Origin of the sequence: Paenibacillus wynnii (assembly GCF_000757885.1) — a bacterium.
In the GTDB taxonomy this organism is placed as follows: Bacteria; Bacillota; Bacilli; order Paenibacillales; family Paenibacillaceae; genus Paenibacillus_AQ; species Paenibacillus_AQ wynnii.
Genome location: NZ_JQCR01000002.1, coordinates 1 through 20,703 on the forward strand (window position 1 = coordinate 1; position 20,703 = coordinate 20,703).

The following is a 20,703-nucleotide window of genomic DNA, read 5'->3' on the forward strand; positions in this document are numbered from 1 at the left end:
CCCGCCTCATCAGATAAGGTATGCCGTGTTACTCATATCCTCTCACCCCTTAATAGATTGGAAATCCGCGTTAATTCCCTGTCGAGCAAACAATAAATGGTTTGCCGTTCCAATAAGTATCTAAGATTTCTCGGACAGAAATCCGTTCATCATCTTCTTCACTGTTGCGAACCTTATAGTCTAGAGAAATGATCTCTATATCTTCGTGTTCATACAATTCCGATTCAGATAAACCAGTGATTTCCTTGTACCAATTAATAGCTTCTTCTAGCGAATAAGCTGCTACTGCATCACACTCACAAATTTGAAATACATGTACATCTTTAAGTCCTTTTTCTTCGGCAACCTTTAATTCTTCCATCATCAACACTCCTTAATAAATTGGTATTGGTGTTTCTTCGGACTGCGAAACTAAAAATCCATTTCGAACTGTCCAGTTACTTCCTTGACATGGTCGCTCCATGCAATTTGACCGTTAAGATAATGGTTTGAAGCCGCAGGCGCAAATAGGCTTGTTTCAGATTCCTACCGCATCCATTTGATCCGTACCATACTGAAATTCGTTTCAATGCAGTCCCAACTTTCCAACCAAACAGGCTTCATAATTCGTGCAAGTATTATCGATCAAGATATATTCTTCTTGTTCGTCTGGAGACAACATTTCAGAGCGTTTCACGCTTACACCTTCCTTCGCCATCTTTCGTACTGTGCACTACTTAATCATTTGAAAATAATCAATCTTGTAAAGAAAGAATGAATACGCTGAAAAAGTTATCCCTAAATAGTGTTGATTGACTTCTTTAGAAATCTCGTATCAATGACCTAATATTCAGGGTTTTCTGTGAATGGCCGAATCTCTCCCAAATCTCGACGATGCACTTATAGTAGTTTGCTTCATTTCTGTTCCCTTCCTTGGGGCTATGGCAGCCCTCTATAATCTCAAATAAATACCACTCTGCGGACGAACCTGTTTGAGTAATCGCATAGCATATCTCAAAAACAATTGGAGGTATGCTTTATGTCACAGTTTCTTGATGCCCGAACATCACAAAATGCAAGCTATGGTAATACAATCTCGATCCCTTTTCCTGCCAATACCCCTGCACCAATCGGGCAGGTTGGCCTCAATGTAACTGGTGCAGGTGGAAATATACGAGTGCAATTTTCCGGAATTGCAGAGTTGGCATTTCCGGAAACTCCACCATTTGACTCAGTCATTGCATTTTCCGTTGTGAGAGGCGCAGAAGTTTTTCCTGTCGCTTATGCTCTTTACTCGGTAAGTGTCAACGAGGCAAATCCAAACGCTGTACAGGTCGTAACTATAGAAGCTTCTGATTACAATGTTCCTTTGCCAGCATCGAACGAATTGGTCTATACCTTGTATCTTTTTGCACTGCAGATGCGACTCGGATAGGTATTGAGAGTTTTAATGCTGTTGCTTACTCCGATTAACTCTTGGTTGGTTTCCAGTTAAGGGGCTATGTCAGCCTCCTTAACTTCTTTATATAATCGAAATCAACCGCTGCGTAATCTCTTCGATCTGTGATTTTTTGCGTATCGCTTGTATCTTTTTTTCTATCAGTAGATCTGTCATCTTCGTTTATCCCTCATGCACAGTTTGCGTCCACTACTCATTTACTTGGCTTAGTACCATATAAGCAGCCTCTGCCCTCTCTCTGGGGTGGCAGTAAGCAGATCGGCAACAATGTTTATACTGAGATGAGGCCAATTTGCAATATCGCTAGGTTTATATTTACTCCCGTTTTGGTTTTGACCCGAACACGTACAGACATAAAGCAAACTTCCTTGCGTCTACCTCTATTGCCTTTATCTGTACCTCTAGAGAGGCGACAGGGTCACCTGTAAACCAAGGTGCGTCAAGCCAAGCTATTGTCTCTGTAGGTCGCTCTATCACGCTGTAGTCGCCAACAGGATCTACCAGCATGTAATAACAGCGCTCTGGAACGTCTTTGTCGTAATGATAGACTGTTTACCCCATCAACTCTGCTAGCGCCCGGTTAAGTTGCTGGTCACTCATTGTCTGTAACTGTGTCATGAATGGGCCTCCTAAGCTTCGATACTTGACTCACATAAGAGTCGTAATGCTTTGTGATGATCTCTTTGGCCTTCCTTGCAGCCTCGTTATACCGTTCATGGCTGTACACTTTGGTTCCGGTAGCAACATCTGACACGGTCCAGAAATCGAAGTGTTTTCCTTCCGTAATATGGATAAAAAAGTCGTGCTCACCGATAGTGAACACTTTCTCACCGGTTACTGGCTGGAAATCTCCGTTCATCATCCGTATTTTAAATTCCTCTGGTTTTTTCAGCTTCCGAACTGGCGGACGTGGCTTCTCTTTACTTTTTCTCGTTCTTCTTGGTGTGGCTTTCTTTAGAGATGCGGCAATTTTGTTGAAGTCATCCGCAGCAATTCCCGTCATTTCAATGAGTTTTCGCTCGACTTCCTTGAAGTGCCGACTGTGTTCGGTTACTAAGTCAAGTTTTGAATTGCTGTCCATTTGCTCATACCACCAAGGTCGGAAGACATTGTGATATTGATTATCTGCGAACAATTGGACGCTTTCGACTAACCTTTGAGCGTGGAAACGTGATACTGCTTTTCCTTGATGGACATTTTGAGCAACGATCCTGAACCATTTCTTCTGATTCCGTCTTTTGTGTTTGCGCATTATATCTCCCCTTCCTTATTTCCTTCCAACTCAGCCCGGGCGCGTCTACCTTCATCCTTCATCACTTCTGATTGGACAACTTCATCCAGTCCACCCACCCACCAGCTATTGTTTTCTTCAGCAGCGTAAAACTTCAAAATCTTCTGTTGCCGGGCTATGGTCTGCTGTGCCTCTCCCAAAGCGTTGTTCTTATCTACAAATTCGTCCCGCCATTGTTTAGCTTCTTCTTGCCATTCTTTGACCTCTTGCTGTGCCTCTGTTAGAGCATCCCTAGCAGTTTTAACATCAGATACTAGCTTTACAATGTTTCCACGCGCTATCATTCCTTCGTACTCCGGTTCAATGGGATATCCTTCGCCATCTGTGGGCATTGTCCGATATACACGACTCAATTCGTCTAACTGTTCAATAGCGAAATAAAATTTAATCTTTTCTGATACAGGGGTTCCACAGTTCCCGCAAAAATCGTATTCCGTACCATCTTCGTGATAATCCGTTATATATGAATCATCGAATCCGCATTTGGTGCATGGCTTGCATTTTTCATCAATCATTCCGCTTTCGCCGCCTCTCCCTGAATAGGGTTGAACTCACCAATATCCTCGCCGTACGATCCTTTGTAAACCTCTCGGTCATGATTCCAGCAATGCCGGCACATCCGCCCTCCGATTGCCATGTCAAACGTGTGTGGATGGCTCAACTCCAGGGTTTGATTGTCGCACCAGTCAAAGACACTCAATTCCGGCAAGCTGGAAATCCAAACTGTTATGTCCATAGCTAGTTGCTGATTATCGATTGACTCTGCATAGGCCATCAGCGCTGCTCGTGCCGCAGGATCAGCAGTAGGCTTAAGCACAAAGTAATTACCATCGGCCTCTTGCCCAGTCTCCCGATTAATAATTTGGTATTTGTTATAGAGTCCTTTTTGGTCGCTCATACTGGTGTATCCTCCCCGCTATTTTCTCCTTTTTCCCATTTCGCCCGATCTGCTTCATAAAGCTTTTCCCAATACAGTGCATCGACCTTTTCCTTATGAAGTACAATTGGTTTCATAACCGCTCTGGGCAGTAAGGATAATGGACAAAATTCCAGGTGGTCCCTGTTCAGCGTGCAACCCGCATCATATTCGCCCCAGTAATCGACATTCTCCCAAAATGCCGGACACTTCTCGCAACGGCGTTCTGTTATCTCGTGAAATTTCTGCAGAACAATTGATCCCGCGTCTTTAATTGCTTCAATCGGTCTCATACTAGCGTCTCCTTTATGGGTAGGTGGTTAACCCTCAACCTTCTTCAAAAATTCAGTTGCGAACCCGCCTGATTTACCTTCCAGCAGCACAACCTCCGACCCGCAAAGATCCCACGGCTCCGATCTAACCGCCCATACCTTATCCTTGTTTTCTTCTTTACGGGCCTCATAGCAGCTGTGCATGATTACCTGATCACCCGGCTTCAATCCGGACTTCTTCAACTTTGGTTGTTTTGCCATATCGTTTATCTCTCCTTATGGGGCTATGCCCGATTAAAATAACTCCATTTGTCCTATCTCTAGATCAGTGAGCTTAACTAGATTCGGTGCTTGCTCCCATGCGTCTCCACCGTAACCCCTAAACTCACCATCGCGCCGAATATATCCATCCTGAGTATCAATTAAGTAGCGTTGTAGACTTCCATTTACTAGACACACACAGCTATTCTTATACAATTGGTTTATCGCAACCAACTCAATATCTTGTTTCTTAGCTGCTATAGTTTTCTTGATCTCCTCTGCATGCAGGAGCATTTGTTGTTTGGTAGCGCGTACTGCATGCGGTGAATCACCATAAAAGAAACAGCTCATGAAGTTACACCTGATCTCTCTTTCAAACGGCGATGCTTAAAGTCAAATCCCATTCTCTCGAGCTTCCCGCGAACTCCTAGTCCACTCTTACCGATTGTTTGACCGATCGTTTCATAGCTATATCCTTCCTGAGCCATTCGGAGCAAAGTTTGTACCTCTTCGAATGTGTACTTGATATGGTTTTCCATTCGTTCAGGTCGGACTTTCACGCCAAGGTCATGCAGTCGCCGCTTAACCGATGCTTCCGATCGATCAAAGAGCCTGGCGACCTCTGGATATGTCATTCCTTTTGTCCCGAGGACCTGCACTAACCTCTGATCTTCTTCCGGAGTCCAGTTAACAGCCTGAAAGGTTTTCTGAGATCTCATTTTGTCTGCTTTCCGTTTCACCTTTGCCCAGTCCGGCTCTGCTCCCAAGGTGTTAGGATCCATCTTGGCAAGGTTAAGGAGTTCTTTATGCTGCTCAGCCCATTTCCAGAATTCTTCATATCCAATGACCAGGACCCTTGCAGTATTTGCAAAGAGTTTCCTTTTGACCGGCAACCCGTAATCCGGTACCCAATAATTAACGATTTGCCCATATGATTTATCAAGAGCAAGGGCTAATTGATTGACTGTGATTCCGTCAAAGTTCATCCGCGAGTCTCCGAGCCCTAATCTGCCAGCTTTCAGTTTTACCGCATCGATGCTCCGACCCAAGTTTGCAGAGATTGATTTCAAACTGATCGATCCCCATTTATCCTGGAGGTAATCAATCTCTTCTTTTGTCCAGTTTTTGGCGCAACCCAATGATTACACCCCCACCTGTTTTAATTCTGCTGCCTCGGTGTCATCCATTGTGATTGTTGCCATTCCGTCCCACTGTTCCCGTATTTCCTGAGCCTTGGCTTTGACAGCTGCTGCTTGCTTCGGCTGGAGAACGATGCTCATAGCCTCTTCATAGTGCTGCTGGGCTTTGGCGTACGCCCGGGAGTGGATCATGTTCATCCAAGCCCAAAACTTCTGATTCGTGAATGATTTAATTTTTTGAAACGCTCTGCGGCGCTGCTCTTCGGTCATGAGTTCCCATCCTTTCACGTACTATCACGTACAAGTTTCTTCCCTAACTCCTGCAGTTGCTTTCCTACTGGGCAGACTTTATTGCAATGTCCATCGATGTAAGAGTAATTATTGTTGTGGGCTCGGCTTAGTTCGATCCGTTTCAGGCAGCCTATACAATTCAATTCAATGATGTCTCCTATTTCATAAACTGCCTGAACCCGATTCATAAACGTCATACCTCCGTTGTTATATGCATTTATTAATCCTCAAATCGATCAAGGGCCCGATAAGTTCCCTGGGATGCATATCCGTTTAAGGAGTCAGTAATCATTCCGGTAAATACTTGGAGTGCCTTGGGTTCTAGTGATTGCAACAACTGCAATTCTTTTACTCTTAACGGTCGCCCCGCTGCGGTAGTGATTAAGTCAGCCACAGGTTCAATCTGCTGCCTGCGGACCTCCAGTTCTCTCTCTGACTGCTCCTGTGCCGCCATTTTACGGTTGTGTTCTTCCCAGTCCAATTCGTCATACCAAAAGTATTCGCCGTATCGATCCCGGAAGACTCCAATCCAGTATTGCAGCAGCTCATCAGTCGTTTGGATTAAGTCGTGACACAATCCGCATAATCTTAGACCGTTTGTTTTTACACCGCGTCCCTTCCGGCCTCGAGGCCAGACATGGTGTGTGGTGGTGTCCGGTGCTGATCTGCAGTGCTGGCATACTTCGCCAGCTTCAGCAATTAACTCGGCAACTATCTTGCGAGGGAATTCTGCTCGATCAGCACTACTTTTTCCGGGAGTATGACCGGCGAATAAATCACGTTTCCACTCCGAAACTACTTTCTTTTCCTTTTTGTGCTGTCCCAGGCTGCTTGTCTTTTTCGGCTTTTCTTGCTTTTCCGGTTTCCAAAAAGTTTGGTGAGTCACCGAACTATACTCCGACCGATTGGAGCTCAGCCGCTTCCGTATCATCCATGGTGATCGTTTCCATGCCGTCCCATTGCTCTCGAATTTCTTTGGCTTTAGCAAGTACAGCAGCTGCTTGTTTTGGTTGCAGGACAATCGACATAGCTTCTGTAAAATGCTGTTCAGCTTTGGCATAAGCCCTGGAGTGAATAAAGTTCATCCAAGCCCAGAACTTCTTGTTACTGAATGACTTAATCTTTTGAAATGCGCGGCGGCGCTGCTCTTCGTTCATATTGACCCGTCCTTTCTAGCTTCCATAGCATCAATTTCTTTTTGTAACACTCGTTGTTCGAGATAAGTGATTTTTTTAATGTCCAGTACATCCAAGCTCCTATGATAAAAAGGGGCGTATCTGTAATCTGTTTTAGTTTGGGCAATGTACATATAGGCGGTGGCTTGTTCATCATCTACTGGGCAGCCCAGATCCTTGCAACGCTTTCGTGTAAGTAAGATACCTTTATCTGGTGGAGAACCGTACCATTTACCCGTAAACGCTCCAATAGCGTCTGGTATAAAACAAGCGGCTCCTGTATCCATCATTTCATTTTTCGTGAGCCATCCGCGGTGATCGGGCAATTGGATTCAGCTCCTTATAAGATGGGGCAGCCGAAGCCGCCCCGATATGGTTTGTTATGCGATAATGACAACCCGGTCTGATTTAACTTCCTTTTCAAGCGCAACTAGTAAAAAATCTTTAATGTTTGCCATTGCCTGTAGCTTCCAAGCGCCACCATCCGCTTCAATCAGTGCAGCTCGAGGCCCATCCTGCAGCCGGAACACAAAGTCACAAATAGGTTGCGGCACTTCGACGAATGTTCTGAATGGTTTAAGTGAAACTGGATTCGGTACTTTCTCCTCTGAAACAATCTTGACACCGCCAGATGTTGTTACCGCCTGGGATATCCCATCGTCTCCAGTGCTTCTCACTTGCTCTTCTTTTATGTTCCCTACAATCCGCAGCATTGTTGCTCGATCATCATTTGGAACAAAGCAGGACTGAAGGAGAATATTGAATTCCTCAACGTTGATAAATTGCTTAAAAGGAATTGTTGGCAGGAGCGCTTCGGCTTGAACAAGTATGTTCCGGTTCATATCTCGATTGAATGAGCTCATAACCTTAACTTCTGTAGGACTTTCAATGTGAATCATCACTGGTGGCTGTCCATCATAGTCGTTTTTGATGTAATCAACGATGCCCGATAAATTTCTAACCTTAAGCGGGCTTGGTGTTGCTTCTTGGATCAATTGGAAAGCGCCCGTGGAAAACTTTTGAGTTCCTACTTCTTTAATTTCCTTGTTTCCGAGCCCAACAATATACTGAAATGCTTCTTTTAACATGAATAATTCCTCCTATGATTTGATTATCTAAAACCTACTACGTTACTATCTTTCTTGACTTCGAGCTCAGTGACAGGGTTACCAGTGTCATCTCTCACGGATCCATCGTTGGCAATGTAGGTTTGCCCTTTAGTTCCAGACTTCAACTCTTTTGCGGCCACTTTTCCTCCACCATCACGACCCATGACGAAAGTGGTTCCGACACTCTTTATAGGTGCGGTGATCTTGGCTGTGGAAATATCAACTTCTACGATATCCCGTTTATCATTTGCTTTAAATTTCAAGGTAAGTTTGAGCTGTCGGATTTTCTTTGGATCTGTGTTCAGATCTGCAATGTTCTCGAGGATGCGTTGTAACTCGAGTTCAACGACCTCAGCAACTGCTCCATCTGCCAGAGTTGAGAAATCAATATTCATACTTAATCACTCCAATTTCCGTATTTTGTATTAATGGGTACACCAGATCGTTCTATACCTGCGGAGGTGCCCGGTCCCCTGTCATGTATGGGTACCTACGCTGTTTCCGTGAACCAAATTTTATCGACCGTTGCCAAGTAATCCAACTGCACCCGGCCCTGCATAACTTCGTAGGCATCCACCTCAAAGTTATCAATAGTCATGCTCTTTCGCCCACCCCGAGTAGCCTCTCCTTTGTACGCTCGCAGCGTGGCGAATGGTAACAGATACGTTTTACGCTGTCTGCGAAACTCCACAAGGACAAAACATACAGCTCCTACTGCGTGGCACTTTTCTAGATGCTCGTACTGGTGATCCTCAACTCTCTTTAAATCAAATCTATCAAGCTCCTGCGTTGATTTGGCCTCGAAGAATATCGCACGACCTCGATATATACCGTCATAGTCTACAGTGGATTTTGCTTCATAAAATCCTGCGAGTACCTTGGTACCTTTGCTTCTGGTGACTTTTACAGGAGTAGAACGTTTATTAATGACTGCCAGTTTTCGGTTTTCGTAAATTTGATTTATATAATTTATCACTGCTTCAAAGCCAGACCCGCGATTTCCGTATACCACTGTTTTCATGGGTTCACCACCAAATCTTGATGACGCCAAGGCATATAAGGAGCAATGGAATAGATAAGTGTTCGATCCTCGGGCAGCAGCTTCTCAGCGTAATAGTCTAGTTGCTCCGTAGTCAGTGTTTCCTTGCAGTGCTGACACACCGGAATTGTAGCCCAAGTATGCTGAGCAAATGTCTTGCATCCAGGAATCTTACAAGATGGCCACCGTCGACGCATGCGTTCCTCTTGTGCCTTAATCCGAATGTCATAGTCCAAAGATTCATTATTTATAATCTCCAGCAATTGCTTGTCCGTTCTCCAGTTCAAAAAGTTCATCGTGTCCCTCCTTGATTCTTTGCTTCTTTAATTTTTTTTGCATACTCCATCGCAGCTGCCAACTCTTCCGGAGAGCTTTCCGTGCCCCCACCTGGTTCCACTACGGGTAGATGCGGTTTACCGCTTGGTGCACCACCAGTTCGACGAATTTTTTGCTGAACTCGCATATGTGTAAGTATTTTTGGATAATGCTCTCGTAGATTGGCAGGACTAAGAATAATTGTTCGGTAAAATTGTTCGGCCAGAGCATATTTGATAACTTCGCCCAACTCTGACTCAGGGATTTTGTCCCGTTCAAGAATGAGTCTGAAAGTATCAGACCACTTTTGAAAATTAGCATTCTTGATTAAGTGGCTGGTTCCTAGATCCACGGCATTCTCATAAGCAAGTTCATGAAACCTTTTAGCCAGCTTGTATACCCTGTCATCCTCGGAATAAACGCGCTTAGCGTTTTTTCGAGTGGAAGAATCTTTTATCCTTTCTTTCTTAACATTTATATCTTTGTTATCTTTCTTATTATTGTTCCATCCCTGTTCCAACTCCGTTCCATCCCCGTTCTCAGTGCGTTCCAACTCCGTTCCAACGCTGTTCCAAGTTCCCTTTTTATAGTGTTCAAAGCCTTGATACATAGCATAATTGACAACTGTGAACAGCGTTCCAAGTTCGGAGTCTTCAATTTTCAATCGTTCTTCCTTAACAAGTTGTTCAACTTTTCTCGAAATAACTGAGATTGAGTATCTTTTGATTGAACGATTCTCAACATATTCCAAATCCTTTGAGAGATTGCGGTATGCTCGGAGGTATTGACCGCGTTTCACATGCACGCCAGAAATCGTAATCCCTTCCTCCGCAAACACTGCATTCCCAACGATGTAAAAGAAGATTCGAAACTTAGGAATGTCCTGCCATATTGGATTTTCAAAGATTTCTCGACTCGTCTGAAAAGCGCCTCTCATGCTTTCACCTACTTATTTTGTGCATTTTCATAGAGTGTCTTTTGATAGTTTTCTGCCCATGACTTCCCTTATGCTTAAGTTTTGGAACGGAGGTGAAGACCGAAACTAGGCATAAGGGACACCTAACTCCACCCAAAAGGCACATTTCTGACCGCAATACCTAGCAGCTCCCCATCGATAAGCAGTTTCTCCTAACTTCTTCCCGCAATTGTGGCAATGTGTAATTCCATTTGCGTGTCCAGCTGCCTCGCCCTTAGTTGCTACTTTAGGCGACTTCAATCTTTCCAGATCCTGCCGGAGGGTATAAAGTCTTCGCTCGAGCCTGATGTGCTCCTTTGTATCGCCAGCCGGAATCAATTCTTTCCGGAAGTAGATTTCACGGATTTCCTTCTTAAGGTTTGCCTGTTGCTCTTTATGGACGGTTGCCGTCATCAATCTCCGCCTCCTAATGTGTTCATATCTACCCGTACCCGCAGCCTTAGTTCATAGATGTACTCACGTAATGAGGAAAATTCGTTCTTCCACATCATTTTTTCTTCGAGAGCGTCAGCCTCTAGCATACGTAAATTCTCAATTGCCAGATCGCCAGCTGTTTCCTTTTCTCCTCGTGGTGCTTCCTTACGTGCCTTTGCATAGGCGTTCTTACGGGCAGCATATATCCGAGCATATTCACCGTCTCTCACAGCAGATACACGGCCCATTAACATATGAGCCGCCGTTAGCAGCCGTATCTTCTCCATGATCGCTCCTGGAGCATTATCACTGTAAGCATCTGCTTGAGTTCTAAATTTCTTAATTTCCCGAATGTACTGTTCAACGTCCATGGTCTTCACACTGCTTTACGAGCAACAGCCCGTGACAAGCCCTGTCACAACAAATGCCACCCTTTACTTTAATTACCTTGCGACCGACCTCAAGAAGTCCTCCACATCCGGTGCAGTGTGTATTCCAAGGTAGAGTCATACCCACGGGCTCTATCCGCTTCAATAGGCGCTCAACCGCACGAACTCGCTTAATCTTTGGGGTTGACGCAAACAGCGATATATCAAAAGTGACAAAGAAACTTTCTTCTAAAAACTTCTTACATTTAGCGATTTCTAGATCATTTTCAGCAAGTAGTTGCTCGGCTAATGACGGCGTTGTGTCGCTGTTAGCTACATTTGACATTGCGTTTATCCTCATACGATGTTAATCTGGTCTTAATAATAATTTTGAATGTTAATGACGGTCTGCCGGCTCCTACCCCGGTTGGCCGTTTTTCGTTTTCTAGTGCTTGAAGGTACAAATCACGATAGGCCCGGTATTGCTTGTCCGCCCACTCTGCGGATTTCGCTTCTCCTTCTTCTTTCGCACGATCCCTCCAGGTTAAAAATAACGCCATAATGTTTCGAATTAAGTTGATTGATAATTTCATTGTGTAAACCCTCCCTTGAATTTATTGATAAAATAGCTGATGCCCTTACCGGTAATCTTAGGTGTTCTGGTTACCTTCATACCTTCACTGGCACTTCCACGCTGCCCGATTTTGATTTCCATAATTTTGAGCTCCATGGATCGCTGAGTGGGCATGTTGTATTCGGATCCGGTTTTGATAAGATAACCTTGATCCCTCAGTTCCTTGAACAACCTTATTTCCCCAATGTTAATTCCGTTCTGTTTCAGAAGCTTCGCAAGGTCTGCTATGAGCACTGAGTCTCTCGAGACTTCCAAAGCTTCAGCGAATACTACTTTAGGTCGATCCTCCTCAATCTTTTCTTCCAGAGCCCGGCGAGCTGCCCGTTCTTCTTTGAGTTTTGTGGCTGCCTGAATTAGCAGGTCTGGATTGTCCAAAAGATCATCCGTAGCATACATCCCATTTTTCCGAATCGCTGGCAGCACCTCGTGAGTGATCCATCGTTTGAATGGTTTTGCCTCTGGCTTGCGGCTACCGAGGATTAAGGAATAAAGTCCTGCTTCGTTCACAGCAAGTAATTCCTGCTCACCACCAAGGGTCTGTATTAAACGCAACCCCTTTTCGTCCTCATCTAGTCTCCTTGTTTGTGTCTGATCGACATCAATAGCCAAGCAGACATCTTTGGCTATCCACCAGGATTGTCCATCGTGAATCACAACACGAACTTCATTTCCTGAGAAGTTGAACACTTGTAGTTGTTTCATGCCTCCACTCCTTCCGGTAACTCCAAATACATTGAATTTATATGCCTTACTTCCTGATCATCTATTACTTGGAGTATTTTGGGATTGTTCAGATGATATCGCCGGCAGCGGTCTATGAATTCTTGAGTTTGTTCAGTGGTGCAGCCACGGTTAAGATTGTTTAGCATAACTATTTGTAGTTGCTGATCTTCATCCACTGCTTGCCCTACCTCCTGAAAGCTTGTCCATTTATACAAGCCCCTTGAAAGGGCTGTATAACATCTCAACTCGCCTGTGTGAATCCACATTTTTGGCCGCTTATCATTTCTGCGATTGCCAATTTACACCTATCATGCAATTGCTCGTTATCATTCTGATCCATAGACCGAACAACGCCATTCTCCTTGACGAAATGACCAATACATATCAATTCAATTTTTTGGTTCATACAGACACCTCCGCTTCTAATTTATGCTCAACGGATTGTCCATCTTTACCATGATTTGAATTAAAAAAACCTAGTTTTAAACTTGGATTACCTTCAAAAAAAATGATTTCCTTAGGGTCACACTTGAAAGCATCTGCAATTCGTTCTATATCACAAACCTTTATTTCTTCAGGATTACGCTCCCATTTTGCATAAGTGCTGGGATGTATACCTAGAGACCTGCCCACATCTTGCTTGCTTAAGTTAAGATAAGCTCGCCATTCTCGCATTGTTCGTCTCGCCATTTGGCTCACCTCCTCCTTTGCACCCCCAGTATATTCTAGTTTAAAACTAGGAGTCAATAATTATTTTACAAAATTCGATAATTCTAAGTTTAAACTAGATTTTTTGTGGACATCATAGATTTCGAGTGATAAAATTGATTTAAAAATAATTATAAGAAGAGGTTGCATATATGGCGGATATAAATTTTTCTGAGAACTTAAGAATACATCGCGAGCGCATGGGGATTTCGAAATCCGAATTGGCTAGACGCGTTGGTGTTTCAGACGTAACTGTCGGACATTGGGAAATTGGAAAAATAAGTCCACGTATGGGCAAAGTGGAAATGATTGCTGATGTGCTTGGGGTAACAACTGATGATTTGATATTCGGAGAAAACACTTCCAAAAAGCCCGTTAATAATTCGATTCCTTTGTTCGGATCTATAGCAGCTGGAGCACCATTAGAAATGATTAAAGCCGAGGAATACTTAGAAATCCCAGAATATATAAGTCAGCGTTACCCTGGTGCTTTTCTTTTGAGAATTAAGGGCGATAGTATGAACAAAGTAATTCCAACAGGCGCCTACGCTCTCATTGTGCCGTGTCTGGAAGTGACGAATGGTGAAATTGCTGTAGTTTCCATAAATGGAGATGAGGCAACTTTGAAAAGATTCTATAAACTACAAAATACAATAGTTCTTGAGCCAGATAGTTATAACCCAGAGCATAAAGCAAACTCATTTACCTCTGATGACTCTAAACAATTAAGAATTCTTGGGCGCATGGTATGGTATATGGCCCCTTTCGATCAAAAATTTTAAGGATAGAAGGAGATGTGAGTAAGTGCGAGTTGCTGGTTATGTCAGAGTAAGTACAGATGAACAAGCGGAACAAGGAAATTCACTATTTGAGCAGCAAGAACGCATGACTGCATATTGTAGAGCTATGAATTGGGAATCACCCACCTTTTTTATTGACGACGGTTATAGTGCAAAGAACTTAAAAAGACCAGCTGTAGATCGCTTGGTTAAGGAAGTTAGCCAACAGAAGTTCGATGTTGTTCTTAATACAAAATTGGATAGACTTTGCCGGAATTTACTAGACTTATTACAGACAGTCAGTCACTTTCAAACATATAACTGCGCATATGTTTCCGTCTCCGAGGGATTTGATACATCAACAGCGGTAGGGCGTATGACTATGCATGTCCTCGGTGCCTTCGCAGAATTCGAACGTGAGCGTATTCGTGAACGTGTGAAGGATAATATGATTTCACTTGCTAAAAACACTCACAAGGCATTGGCAATACCTTGTTTTGGTTATGACATTATTGATGGACATTATGCAATAAATCAAAATGAAGCTGAAAGTGTTAAGTATATTTTTGATTTAATATTACAGGGATACGGTCATCGTTCTATATCAATTTCATTAAATGACAAAGGAATCGTTACAAAAAGAGGTAAGTCCTGGGATCAAATTAATGTCAAGCGCTTGATAAATAATAGAACTCTGTGCGGTACACGTATTTTCAATATGAGAGAGAATATAGATGGAAAAATTAAAATCCGTGACGAGTCTGAATGGGTTGTTGTTGAAAATAATCATCCTGCTATAATCGAGCCATCAATATTTGAAGAAGCTCAAGAGATAATGAACTCTAGGAAGCCGGCCAGAAAACATGCTGAGAGCGAAACTTATCTTTTGACAGGACTAGTGTATTGCTCTCATTGTAACAATACAATGGGTGGACAAACTAATCGTAGTAAAAATAAATACGGAGAGTACGAGTATTTTCGTTATATTTGTTCATCCTACGTCCGTAAAGGAGGATGTAAATACCATGCGGTTCATCGTAACGATCTAGAAAGTTCAGTGATTAATGAAATACGCCAACTGGCATCTAAATCAAATAAAGAAGTTGTTGTGATTACTAACTCAAGAAGCAAAGAAGCTGAAAAAATAGAATTAAAAAATGCTCTAGCAAAAGTAGATAAAAAAATGCAGCGTCAAATTGAAGCATACGAGAATGAACTTATTTCTGCAGAGGATCTTAAAAAAGCACGGACGAGAGTTGAAAACGAAAAAGAGCGACTTTTAAAAGATCTCATGAATTTGGAAAATAAATATACGGATGCTAATGTAATACACCAGCGGGCTAAAGATTTAATAGGTGAGATTGATGGGATTGATCGGAAACGCTCAAAGTTTTTAATAAGACAACTTATTGATCAAATTGATTATAAGGACGGAGAATATTCAATCACTTGGCGAATATAAATAAGTTGTGTCTCACTATACAAAAGGATCTCCCTTGGCCTGAATATAAGCTGCCGTCCATGGAACCCCCGCTGAATTCTGGTAGAACAAGGCATGATCACGCTGAGCATAGTTCGGACCGAGACCGGCGGCCTCTAGCTGCTCTAAGGTGGCGTCCTTCGTCAGCTTGTAAATCATAGTAGCAATCATCTCGAGGTGAGCAAATTCTTCGGTGGAAATATCATTTAACACACCAATAACCTTGTCAGGAATAGTATACCTTTGGTTCATATAGCGCAGCGCTGCTGCGAGCTCACCGTCTGCACCTCCATACTGCTCCGTCAAATAACGGGCCATCCGGACATCGCATTTACTAACCCGAACCGGGTATTGCAGCTTCTTCTCATATATCCACATGCGGAAGCTTCCCCTCCTTAGTAACTTGCTAGTAACTCATCAACATCTTTAATGTGTTAGACCTGCCAAGGCCAAGGACTTTGGCTCCATTCCCATGGGCATTTTGAATAAGCACGGCCAAAATTCTGAAGCGGTCCGTATAGCTCCTGAAATTGCTTAGCCATACGTGTACGTTCCTGGGTTAGTTGATTAAACTGCTGAATACTCCTTAAATCCCCGGGATGAGTATTAAGGTATAGGTTCAGCTCTACCAATGCAAAATCGACAATTTGTAATTGCTCCAGCATTTCATAGTAGCGGGGCTCGCAAGGATTTGCCTCCATACCTAGTTCCCTCCTCTGCACTTGGATTCATATGGACTGAAAAGTGCCGGCCAAAGTGTACCCGCTTTTAAGGCCTCGGGTAAACTAAACTGCGGCAGATCCGGCGGCTGATAGCCAATATACTGATTGGGCGGCACGACATACGTCTTGAACGGTTTTGGCGGACAGGGATCAAACGGCCCCCTATACGGTGTGTACACTCGTTCCTGAGAATCCAAAGTTAACATCCTCCTTTACTCATTTCACTGCACACGTGACAGCTATTTTGAGCGCTTACCTTCGTAACTAATTTATGACGGGATTCGAAGGAATAAGACGGATACCGTAAAAAAAATCCAGCTGGCACATAGCCAACCGTTTCGCACCACCTACCTGTTGCGAAACACCCTCCTCCCACCTATTCCTGCACTTTATACAACATTCCAGCTCCCAGTACACGAATTACTCACCTATTCCTGCACTTTATACAACATTCCAGCTCCCAACACACCCGATTCCCACCAATTCCTGCACTTTATACAAGATTTCAGCCTCCAACACACCCCTTACCCATCGATTCCTGCACTTTCTACAACATTTCAGCTCCCAGTACACGAATTACTCACCTATTCCTGCACTTTATACAATATCCAGCTCCCAGCACACCTTCCAGCCAGAGGAACACCCATTATTACTCCACAAGGCTGCTAACCTCCAGGAATATAAGGGATTAGAGCACAAAAAAACCTTACCCCACGAGCAAAAACACTCATTGGGTAAGGTATTATTCGTACAATTAAATTTTCATTTACATTACAGTCTACTCGTTTGCCTCATCTGTATCCGCTGTGTCATCCTCTTCCTGAGCAGGACGCTCACGGTGAATATTAATTCTGGTTATCCGCAGCCGGGTAGATTCCTCCACTTCAAAAATGACACCGTCAATCATCACGCGTTTGCCTTTTGATGGATTGCCCTCCAGTTCCTTGAACAGCCAGCCGCCGATGGAATCGACTTCTTCATCTTCGATGATTACACCGGTCAGTTCATTTACATCTTCAATGAGCATTCGACCTTCAACAGAGATATGGTCTCCATTCCGCTCTACGCTAGGCCGTTCATCCTCGAACTCATCATGCAAATCACCGACAATCTCTTCGAGAATCTCCTCGGCTGTCAGTAATCCTGCTGTTCCGCCATATTCATCCACAACGAGTGTAAGTTGGGACTTATTTTTTTGCATCAGCTTTAATACATGACTAATTTCCATGGATTCCGGCACATTCAAAATCGGACGAACCAGAGAAGTTAGATCATTTTGCTGCTCCGGCGGGGCAAATAAAAGGTCAGTAATATGGATAAAACCGATAATCCGATCCTTATCTTCAAAAGCAACCGGGTACCGGGAATGCTTAGTTTCAGTAATGATACGCATGTTGTCTTCCAGCGATAAATTACTGTACAGAACATCCATATCTGTTCGCGGAAGCATGACTTCACGAGCCAGCAAATCGGAGAATTCAAAAATATTATCCATCAGCTTCATCTCGTCCTTATCAAGGACTCCGCTTTTCGCGGATTGGTTCATCAAAATGCGAATCTCCTCTTCGGAGTGAGCAGCCTCAGCTTCGTTGGCAGGCTCCACACCTACTAGCCGCAGCAGAGCATTAGCAGATGCGTTAAGCACCCAGATCACAGGCAAGAACAGATTATAAAAGAACATTAGAGGTGCAGACAATAGCAAAGCAGAACCTTCTGTTCTCTGAATAGCCAAGGACTTCGGTGCCAACTCACCCAGTACAATATGTAAGAAAGTAATAATCGAGAAACCGATAATAACCGATACCGTAGCAATTAAGGTATGATCCGTAATCCCCATTTTGAACATTAGCGGCTCTACGAGCAGCTCCGAGATTGCCGGTTCACCTACCCAACCTAATCCAAGTGAAGCTAAGGTAATCCCAAACTGAGTGGCGGACAAGTAAGAATCCAGCCTCCTATTAACCTTGAGCGCGTACCCTGCCATTTTATTGCCTTCACTAACCAGCTGTGTCAAACGTGACTGCCTGACTTTAACAAGTGAGAATTCAGCAGCTACGAATACACCGTTTAATAAAACGAGCACCAGAACCAGCAAAAGATTAAGCATCAATCTCCCTACTTCGAATTCCGTATGCACTATAATAACGCCCCATTTCTACAGAGTAATCGCTTTTCTTGTTTTAAAATCAACATTTGGATAATACATATCCGCTACCAGAAGATTAGGCCCGCAGCAGCCAGCTGCGTCACAGTGACAATTTACCTTCTGATTCAACGGGTGCTGTGACTGCCACTCTGCAAATATATCGTCCAGCTTGCGGTTTGCGATGTTGCCAAAAGCCGCAATATCGGCGAAGTCAGTAACAAAGACATCTCCGGTAAACATATTTACGTTAACACGGTTTCGTCCATCCGGATCGTTCCGAAGTGTAACATTTTTCTCCGAGCGTAATCTGCGCAGAAGATCTTGATCTTCCTCCAGAACACTGCAAGCGAAGAAGGGCAAAGTCCCAAATAACATCCAAAGCTCTGGATCACGTGTATCCAAAAGTGAGCGGATAGCATCCGCCATTTCCCTCAGGGACAGAACCGGCAGTGCGGAAGCAAAGCTGGTAGCATACATCGGATGCACTTCATGCCTTTTAGCTCCCATATCCCGGATCAGCTTATGAATCTCCGGCAGCTTAGTATGTGTCCGATAGTTGATCATTGATTCCGCGGAGATAAGCATTCCATCTTCACTTAGGCGGCGGGAATTCTCAATCATCGTCTCATATAGTCGATAAGCGGCTTGTTTGGACACGGCATGACCGCTGTTTGCAAAGCCTACCTCGTGAAAGTCATCGCCATTTACATAGTTAAAGGATATATGCATAACGTCCAGATAAGGCAGCAGCTTCTCGTAACGGCCTAAGGGCATGGTAAGATTCGAATTAATCTGTGAACGTACTCCACGCTCCTTGGCATATTTCAGCAAAGGTACTATTATATTATCTACAGTATCGGCCCGAAACATCGGCTCTCCGCCAGTTATGCTAATGGTCTGCAAATGTTCTACTTCATCCAATCGGGACAGCATTTGCTTCAGCGGCAGCATTTCTCCTTCTCTAAGAGTTAGACTATCCCCTACAGCACAATGCTCACACCGCATATTGCATAAATTCGTAACCGTCATCTCCACACTGGTTAGTACATGCCGTCCATGACTTCGCAGAGAGGTAATCGGATCCCACGGATCATAGCTTGGCGACAGTTCCTTCAATGATAATGATGAGGGTCTATATCCATTCATTAACAAAACTCCTTCAAAAGCTTATACGCTTATTTCCTTTATTAACCTAAAATAAATCCAGATCAACATTCTTTTACCCTATATCATACCACGAAGATCAAAAAAACTGCATAAAGGCTCTTAATCCCTTGTCCCAACAGCCATTTATTCAGCAATAAAACAGAATGCAGCGGGAACGGTCAGGGATTCCGGCATAGTCCGGGTTCCGCTCACTCGTCTCCTCGCTGCATTAAGAATGGAGATCCGTTAAGATGATCATCCTATTGTTGTATGGGCTCACCCTGATCTGCAACATCTGAAATCACTACAGAGAGCGCTTTGCTGAGATCATACTCAAAAGGAGTTACAGTTTCTCCTTCGGCACCTGTCAGCACACGCACAATAGGTCTATGGGGAGTACTGGGATCAATCTTTACCACAACTCCACTTTCCCCGGTGCTCAGCTTAACCGTAAGACCGAGTGGGTAAATCGCTACACGATCACGGAACAACTCCAGCTGCTTCTGCTCGTATAGCGTACCCGAACCGACATAAAGTGCTTCCACTGCTTGGTGCGGCAGCATCGCTTTTTTGTAGATCCGGTTAGAGGTCATAGCATCATAGGAGTCGGCTACACCCAACCATTTGGCGTATTCATGAATTTGTGGTCCTGTCAGACCGCGGGGATACCCGGATCCATCAATCCGTTCATGATGCTGTAGTGCGCAATGTGCAGCCAATAATGGAATGTTAGGCTCTTCTTTTAATATCCGGTAGCCAATCTCAGTATGAGCCTGCATATGGCGGAATTCTTCATCGCTCAGCATGCCAGGCTTCTGGACGATTTTAACCGGGATTTGAGTTTTTCCGATATCATGCAGTAGAGAACCCAGGCCAATCACTTTCAGATCGTTCTTGCTGTAACCATGAGCAATACCAAGTACCAAAGTATAAAGACACACGTTTAGGGAGTGAACGTATAAGTAATTGTCAGCCGTATGCATATCAAGAAGCATGATCATTGGATCTACCTGTGAAGACATATCATCTAGAATGTAGTCCATAATTTTAGAGAATTTTTTGTCCAGATGGTAAAAGCCCTTTGTAATCGTTGATGCACCTGTCATATCTTGAAATTGGTTCCTGATCACCTTAAGAGCCTGATTGCGGGTTTCATCCTGCAGCATCCCCGAGATAATCACGTCATCTGTTAGAGCATCCTCAATATATATATAACCGATGTCCATCTTGGCAAGCCGATTGATGATTGGAGTCGTAAGTTCGGCTCCTTCCGCCAGCAAAATCAGTCCTTCATCATTATAAATTTTTTTACCTAGCCTCATACCAGCCTGAAGCTGATTCACGGATACTAAACGCACCTT

Annotated in this window: 34 protein-coding genes and 1 pseudogene; 3 read left to right on the forward strand and 32 right to left on the reverse strand. The window is 43.8% G+C overall.

Annotated elements, in window-relative coordinates; genetic code table 11:
* Nucleotides 1-70: 70 nt before the first annotated feature.
* The gene (locus PWYN_RS02920; protein ID WP_205622729.1) at nt 71-364 is read right to left on the reverse strand and encodes a hypothetical protein; all 294 of its coding nucleotides are present in this window, start codon (nt 362-364) and stop codon (nt 71-73) included.
* A 654-nt stretch (nt 365-1,018) separates the two neighbouring features.
* On the opposite strand from PWYN_RS02920, the gene PWYN_RS02925 reads away from it, so the two are divergent.
* Complete coding sequence (locus PWYN_RS02925) at nt 1,019-1,414, forward strand: hypothetical protein (RefSeq protein WP_240479667.1); 396 nt, start codon at nt 1,019-1,021, stop codon at nt 1,412-1,414.
* Between the two features lie 616 nt (nt 1,415-2,030).
* Here the strand turns inward: PWYN_RS02925 and PWYN_RS02935 are convergent.
* The 25 genes from PWYN_RS02935 to PWYN_RS03050 form a co-directional block, all read right to left on the reverse strand.
* Nucleotides 2,031-2,690: a hypothetical protein gene (locus PWYN_RS02935; protein ID WP_036648347.1), complete on the reverse strand. Its 660-nt coding sequence runs from the start codon at nt 2,688-2,690 to the stop codon at nt 2,031-2,033.
* Complete coding sequence (locus tag PWYN_RS02940) at nt 2,690-3,244, reverse strand: hypothetical protein (RefSeq protein ID WP_036648350.1); 555 nt, start codon at nt 3,242-3,244, stop codon at nt 2,690-2,692. The genes PWYN_RS02935 and PWYN_RS02940 overlap by 1 nt, the downstream gene beginning before the upstream one ends.
* Nucleotides 3,241-3,627, reverse strand: coding sequence for a hypothetical protein (locus PWYN_RS02945; RefSeq protein ID WP_036648353.1), 387 nt, complete (start codon nt 3,625-3,627; stop codon nt 3,241-3,243). The genes PWYN_RS02940 and PWYN_RS02945 overlap by 4 nt, the downstream gene beginning before the upstream one ends.
* Entirely contained in the window at nt 3,624-3,938 is a 315-nt protein-coding gene (locus tag PWYN_RS02950) for a hypothetical protein (RefSeq protein WP_036648356.1), read from the reverse strand. Before PWYN_RS02950 ends, PWYN_RS02945 begins: the two co-directional genes overlap by 4 nt.
* Nucleotides 3,939-3,965: 27 nt before the next feature.
* Complete coding sequence (locus tag PWYN_RS02955; protein ID WP_036648358.1) at nt 3,966-4,178, reverse strand: hypothetical protein; 213 nt, start codon at nt 4,176-4,178, stop codon at nt 3,966-3,968.
* A gap of 33 nt (nt 4,179-4,211) precedes the next feature.
* Nucleotides 4,212-4,529, reverse strand: a complete 318-nt coding sequence (locus PWYN_RS02960; protein ID WP_036648361.1) for a hypothetical protein — start codon at nt 4,527-4,529, stop codon at nt 4,212-4,214.
* Complete coding sequence (locus tag PWYN_RS02965) at nt 4,526-5,317, reverse strand: RNA polymerase sigma factor sigma-70 region 4 domain-containing protein (RefSeq protein ID WP_036648363.1); 792 nt, start codon at nt 5,315-5,317, stop codon at nt 4,526-4,528. The genes PWYN_RS02960 and PWYN_RS02965 overlap by 4 nt, the downstream gene beginning before the upstream one ends.
* Nucleotides 5,318-5,320: 3 nt before the next feature.
* On the reverse strand, nt 5,321-5,587 hold the full coding sequence (locus tag PWYN_RS02970; RefSeq protein WP_036648366.1) for an EthD domain-containing protein: 267 nt from the start codon (nt 5,585-5,587) through the stop codon (nt 5,321-5,323).
* Nucleotides 5,588-5,601: 14 nt separating this feature from the next.
* A complete protein-coding gene (locus tag PWYN_RS02975; RefSeq protein WP_036648369.1) occupies nt 5,602-5,796 on the reverse strand; it encodes a zinc-finger domain-containing protein in 195 nt (64 codons plus the stop codon).
* 32 nt (nt 5,797-5,828) lie between these two features.
* Complete coding sequence (locus tag PWYN_RS02980; protein ID WP_052087715.1) at nt 5,829-6,494, reverse strand: HNH endonuclease; 666 nt, start codon at nt 6,492-6,494, stop codon at nt 5,829-5,831.
* A 4-nt stretch (nt 6,495-6,498) separates the two neighbouring features.
* Complete coding sequence (locus PWYN_RS02985) at nt 6,499-6,765, reverse strand: hypothetical protein (RefSeq protein ID WP_036648372.1); 267 nt, start codon at nt 6,763-6,765, stop codon at nt 6,499-6,501.
* On the reverse strand, nt 6,762-7,109 hold the full coding sequence (locus PWYN_RS02990; protein WP_036648375.1) for a hypothetical protein: 348 nt from the start codon (nt 7,107-7,109) through the stop codon (nt 6,762-6,764). The genes PWYN_RS02985 and PWYN_RS02990 overlap by 4 nt, the downstream gene beginning before the upstream one ends.
* Before the next feature lie 54 nt (nt 7,110-7,163).
* Nucleotides 7,164-7,871, reverse strand: coding sequence for a hypothetical protein (locus PWYN_RS02995; RefSeq protein WP_036648377.1), 708 nt, complete (start codon nt 7,869-7,871; stop codon nt 7,164-7,166).
* Between the two features lie 23 nt (nt 7,872-7,894).
* Nucleotides 7,895-8,287 (reverse strand): hypothetical protein, encoded by a 393-nt coding sequence (locus PWYN_RS03000; RefSeq protein ID WP_036648379.1) that lies wholly within the window; start codon nt 8,285-8,287, stop codon nt 7,895-7,897.
* A gap of 95 nt (nt 8,288-8,382) precedes the next feature.
* Nucleotides 8,383-8,913 (reverse strand): Holliday junction resolvase RecU, encoded by a 531-nt coding sequence (locus tag PWYN_RS03005; RefSeq protein WP_036648382.1) that lies wholly within the window; start codon nt 8,911-8,913, stop codon nt 8,383-8,385.
* Entirely contained in the window at nt 8,910-9,227 is a 318-nt protein-coding gene (locus tag PWYN_RS03010) for a hypothetical protein (protein WP_036648384.1), read from the reverse strand. The genes PWYN_RS03005 and PWYN_RS03010 overlap by 4 nt, the downstream gene beginning before the upstream one ends.
* Nucleotides 9,224-10,183: a hypothetical protein gene (locus PWYN_RS03015; RefSeq protein WP_052087716.1), complete on the reverse strand. Its 960-nt coding sequence runs from the start codon at nt 10,181-10,183 to the stop codon at nt 9,224-9,226. The genes PWYN_RS03010 and PWYN_RS03015 overlap by 4 nt, the downstream gene beginning before the upstream one ends.
* Nucleotides 10,184-10,288: 105 nt before the next feature.
* Nucleotides 10,289-10,615, reverse strand: a complete 327-nt coding sequence (locus tag PWYN_RS03020) for a hypothetical protein (protein ID WP_036648386.1) — start codon at nt 10,613-10,615, stop codon at nt 10,289-10,291.
* The gene (locus tag PWYN_RS03025) at nt 10,615-11,007 is read right to left on the reverse strand and encodes a hypothetical protein (protein WP_036648389.1); all 393 of its coding nucleotides are present in this window, start codon (nt 11,005-11,007) and stop codon (nt 10,615-10,617) included. The genes PWYN_RS03020 and PWYN_RS03025 overlap by 1 nt, the downstream gene beginning before the upstream one ends.
* Nucleotides 10,997-11,350, reverse strand: a complete 354-nt coding sequence (locus PWYN_RS03030) for a hypothetical protein (protein ID WP_036648391.1) — start codon at nt 11,348-11,350, stop codon at nt 10,997-10,999. Before PWYN_RS03030 ends, PWYN_RS03025 begins: the two co-directional genes overlap by 11 nt.
* Nucleotides 11,334-11,597, reverse strand: a complete 264-nt coding sequence (locus tag PWYN_RS03035) for a hypothetical protein (RefSeq protein ID WP_036648393.1) — start codon at nt 11,595-11,597, stop codon at nt 11,334-11,336. Before PWYN_RS03035 ends, PWYN_RS03030 begins: the two co-directional genes overlap by 17 nt.
* Nucleotides 11,594-12,340, reverse strand: a complete 747-nt coding sequence (locus PWYN_RS03040) for a phage antirepressor KilAC domain-containing protein (RefSeq protein WP_036648395.1) — start codon at nt 12,338-12,340, stop codon at nt 11,594-11,596. Before PWYN_RS03040 ends, PWYN_RS03035 begins: the two co-directional genes overlap by 4 nt.
* Complete coding sequence (locus PWYN_RS03045) at nt 12,337-12,537, reverse strand: hypothetical protein (protein ID WP_036648397.1); 201 nt, start codon at nt 12,535-12,537, stop codon at nt 12,337-12,339. Before PWYN_RS03045 ends, PWYN_RS03040 begins: the two co-directional genes overlap by 4 nt.
* 65 nt (nt 12,538-12,602) lie before the next feature.
* Complete coding sequence (locus tag PWYN_RS29025; RefSeq protein WP_157261073.1) at nt 12,603-12,767, reverse strand: hypothetical protein; 165 nt, start codon at nt 12,765-12,767, stop codon at nt 12,603-12,605.
* On the reverse strand, nt 12,764-13,051 hold the full coding sequence (locus PWYN_RS03050) for a helix-turn-helix domain-containing protein (RefSeq protein WP_036648404.1): 288 nt from the start codon (nt 13,049-13,051) through the stop codon (nt 12,764-12,766). The genes PWYN_RS29025 and PWYN_RS03050 overlap by 4 nt, the downstream gene beginning before the upstream one ends.
* Before the next feature lie 170 nt (nt 13,052-13,221).
* Here PWYN_RS03050 and PWYN_RS03055 point away from each other — a divergent pair, with 170 nt between their 5' ends.
* Both PWYN_RS03055 and PWYN_RS03060 read left to right on the forward strand, forming a co-directional pair.
* Nucleotides 13,222-13,851, forward strand: a complete 630-nt coding sequence (locus PWYN_RS03055) for a LexA family protein (protein ID WP_052087717.1) — start codon at nt 13,222-13,224, stop codon at nt 13,849-13,851.
* A gap of 22 nt (nt 13,852-13,873) precedes the next feature.
* A complete protein-coding gene (locus PWYN_RS03060) occupies nt 13,874-15,310 on the forward strand; it encodes a recombinase family protein (RefSeq protein WP_036648407.1) in 1,437 nt (478 codons plus the stop codon).
* Between the two features lie 24 nt (nt 15,311-15,334).
* On the opposite strand, the pseudogene PWYN_RS03065 reads toward PWYN_RS03060, so the two are convergent.
* The 6 genes and pseudogenes from PWYN_RS03065 to PWYN_RS03090 form a co-directional block, all read right to left on the reverse strand.
* Nucleotides 15,335-15,706 (reverse strand): annotated as a pseudogene (locus PWYN_RS03065) (manganese catalase family protein); the annotation flags it as partial.
* A 56-nt stretch (nt 15,707-15,762) separates the two neighbouring features.
* Entirely contained in the window at nt 15,763-16,029 is a 267-nt protein-coding gene (locus PWYN_RS03070; RefSeq protein WP_036648408.1) for a spore coat protein CotJB, read from the reverse strand.
* 2 nt (nt 16,030-16,031) lie between these two features.
* Nucleotides 16,032-16,247, reverse strand: a complete 216-nt coding sequence (locus tag PWYN_RS03075) for a spore coat associated protein CotJA (RefSeq protein WP_036648410.1) — start codon at nt 16,245-16,247, stop codon at nt 16,032-16,034.
* A 581-nt stretch (nt 16,248-16,828) separates the two neighbouring features.
* Complete coding sequence (locus PWYN_RS03080) at nt 16,829-18,157, reverse strand: hemolysin family protein (RefSeq protein ID WP_052087969.1); 1,329 nt, start codon at nt 18,155-18,157, stop codon at nt 16,829-16,831.
* Nucleotides 18,158-18,205: 48 nt separating this feature from the next.
* Nucleotides 18,206-19,342, reverse strand: coding sequence for a radical SAM/CxCxxxxC motif protein YfkAB (yfkAB, locus tag PWYN_RS03085; RefSeq protein ID WP_036648417.1), 1,137 nt, complete (start codon nt 19,340-19,342; stop codon nt 18,206-18,208).
* A 260-nt stretch (nt 19,343-19,602) separates the two neighbouring features.
* A complete protein-coding gene (locus PWYN_RS03090; protein WP_036648419.1) occupies nt 19,603-20,700 on the reverse strand; it encodes an HD-GYP domain-containing protein in 1,098 nt (365 codons plus the stop codon).
* Between the last annotated feature and the right edge of the window lie 3 nt (nt 20,701-20,703).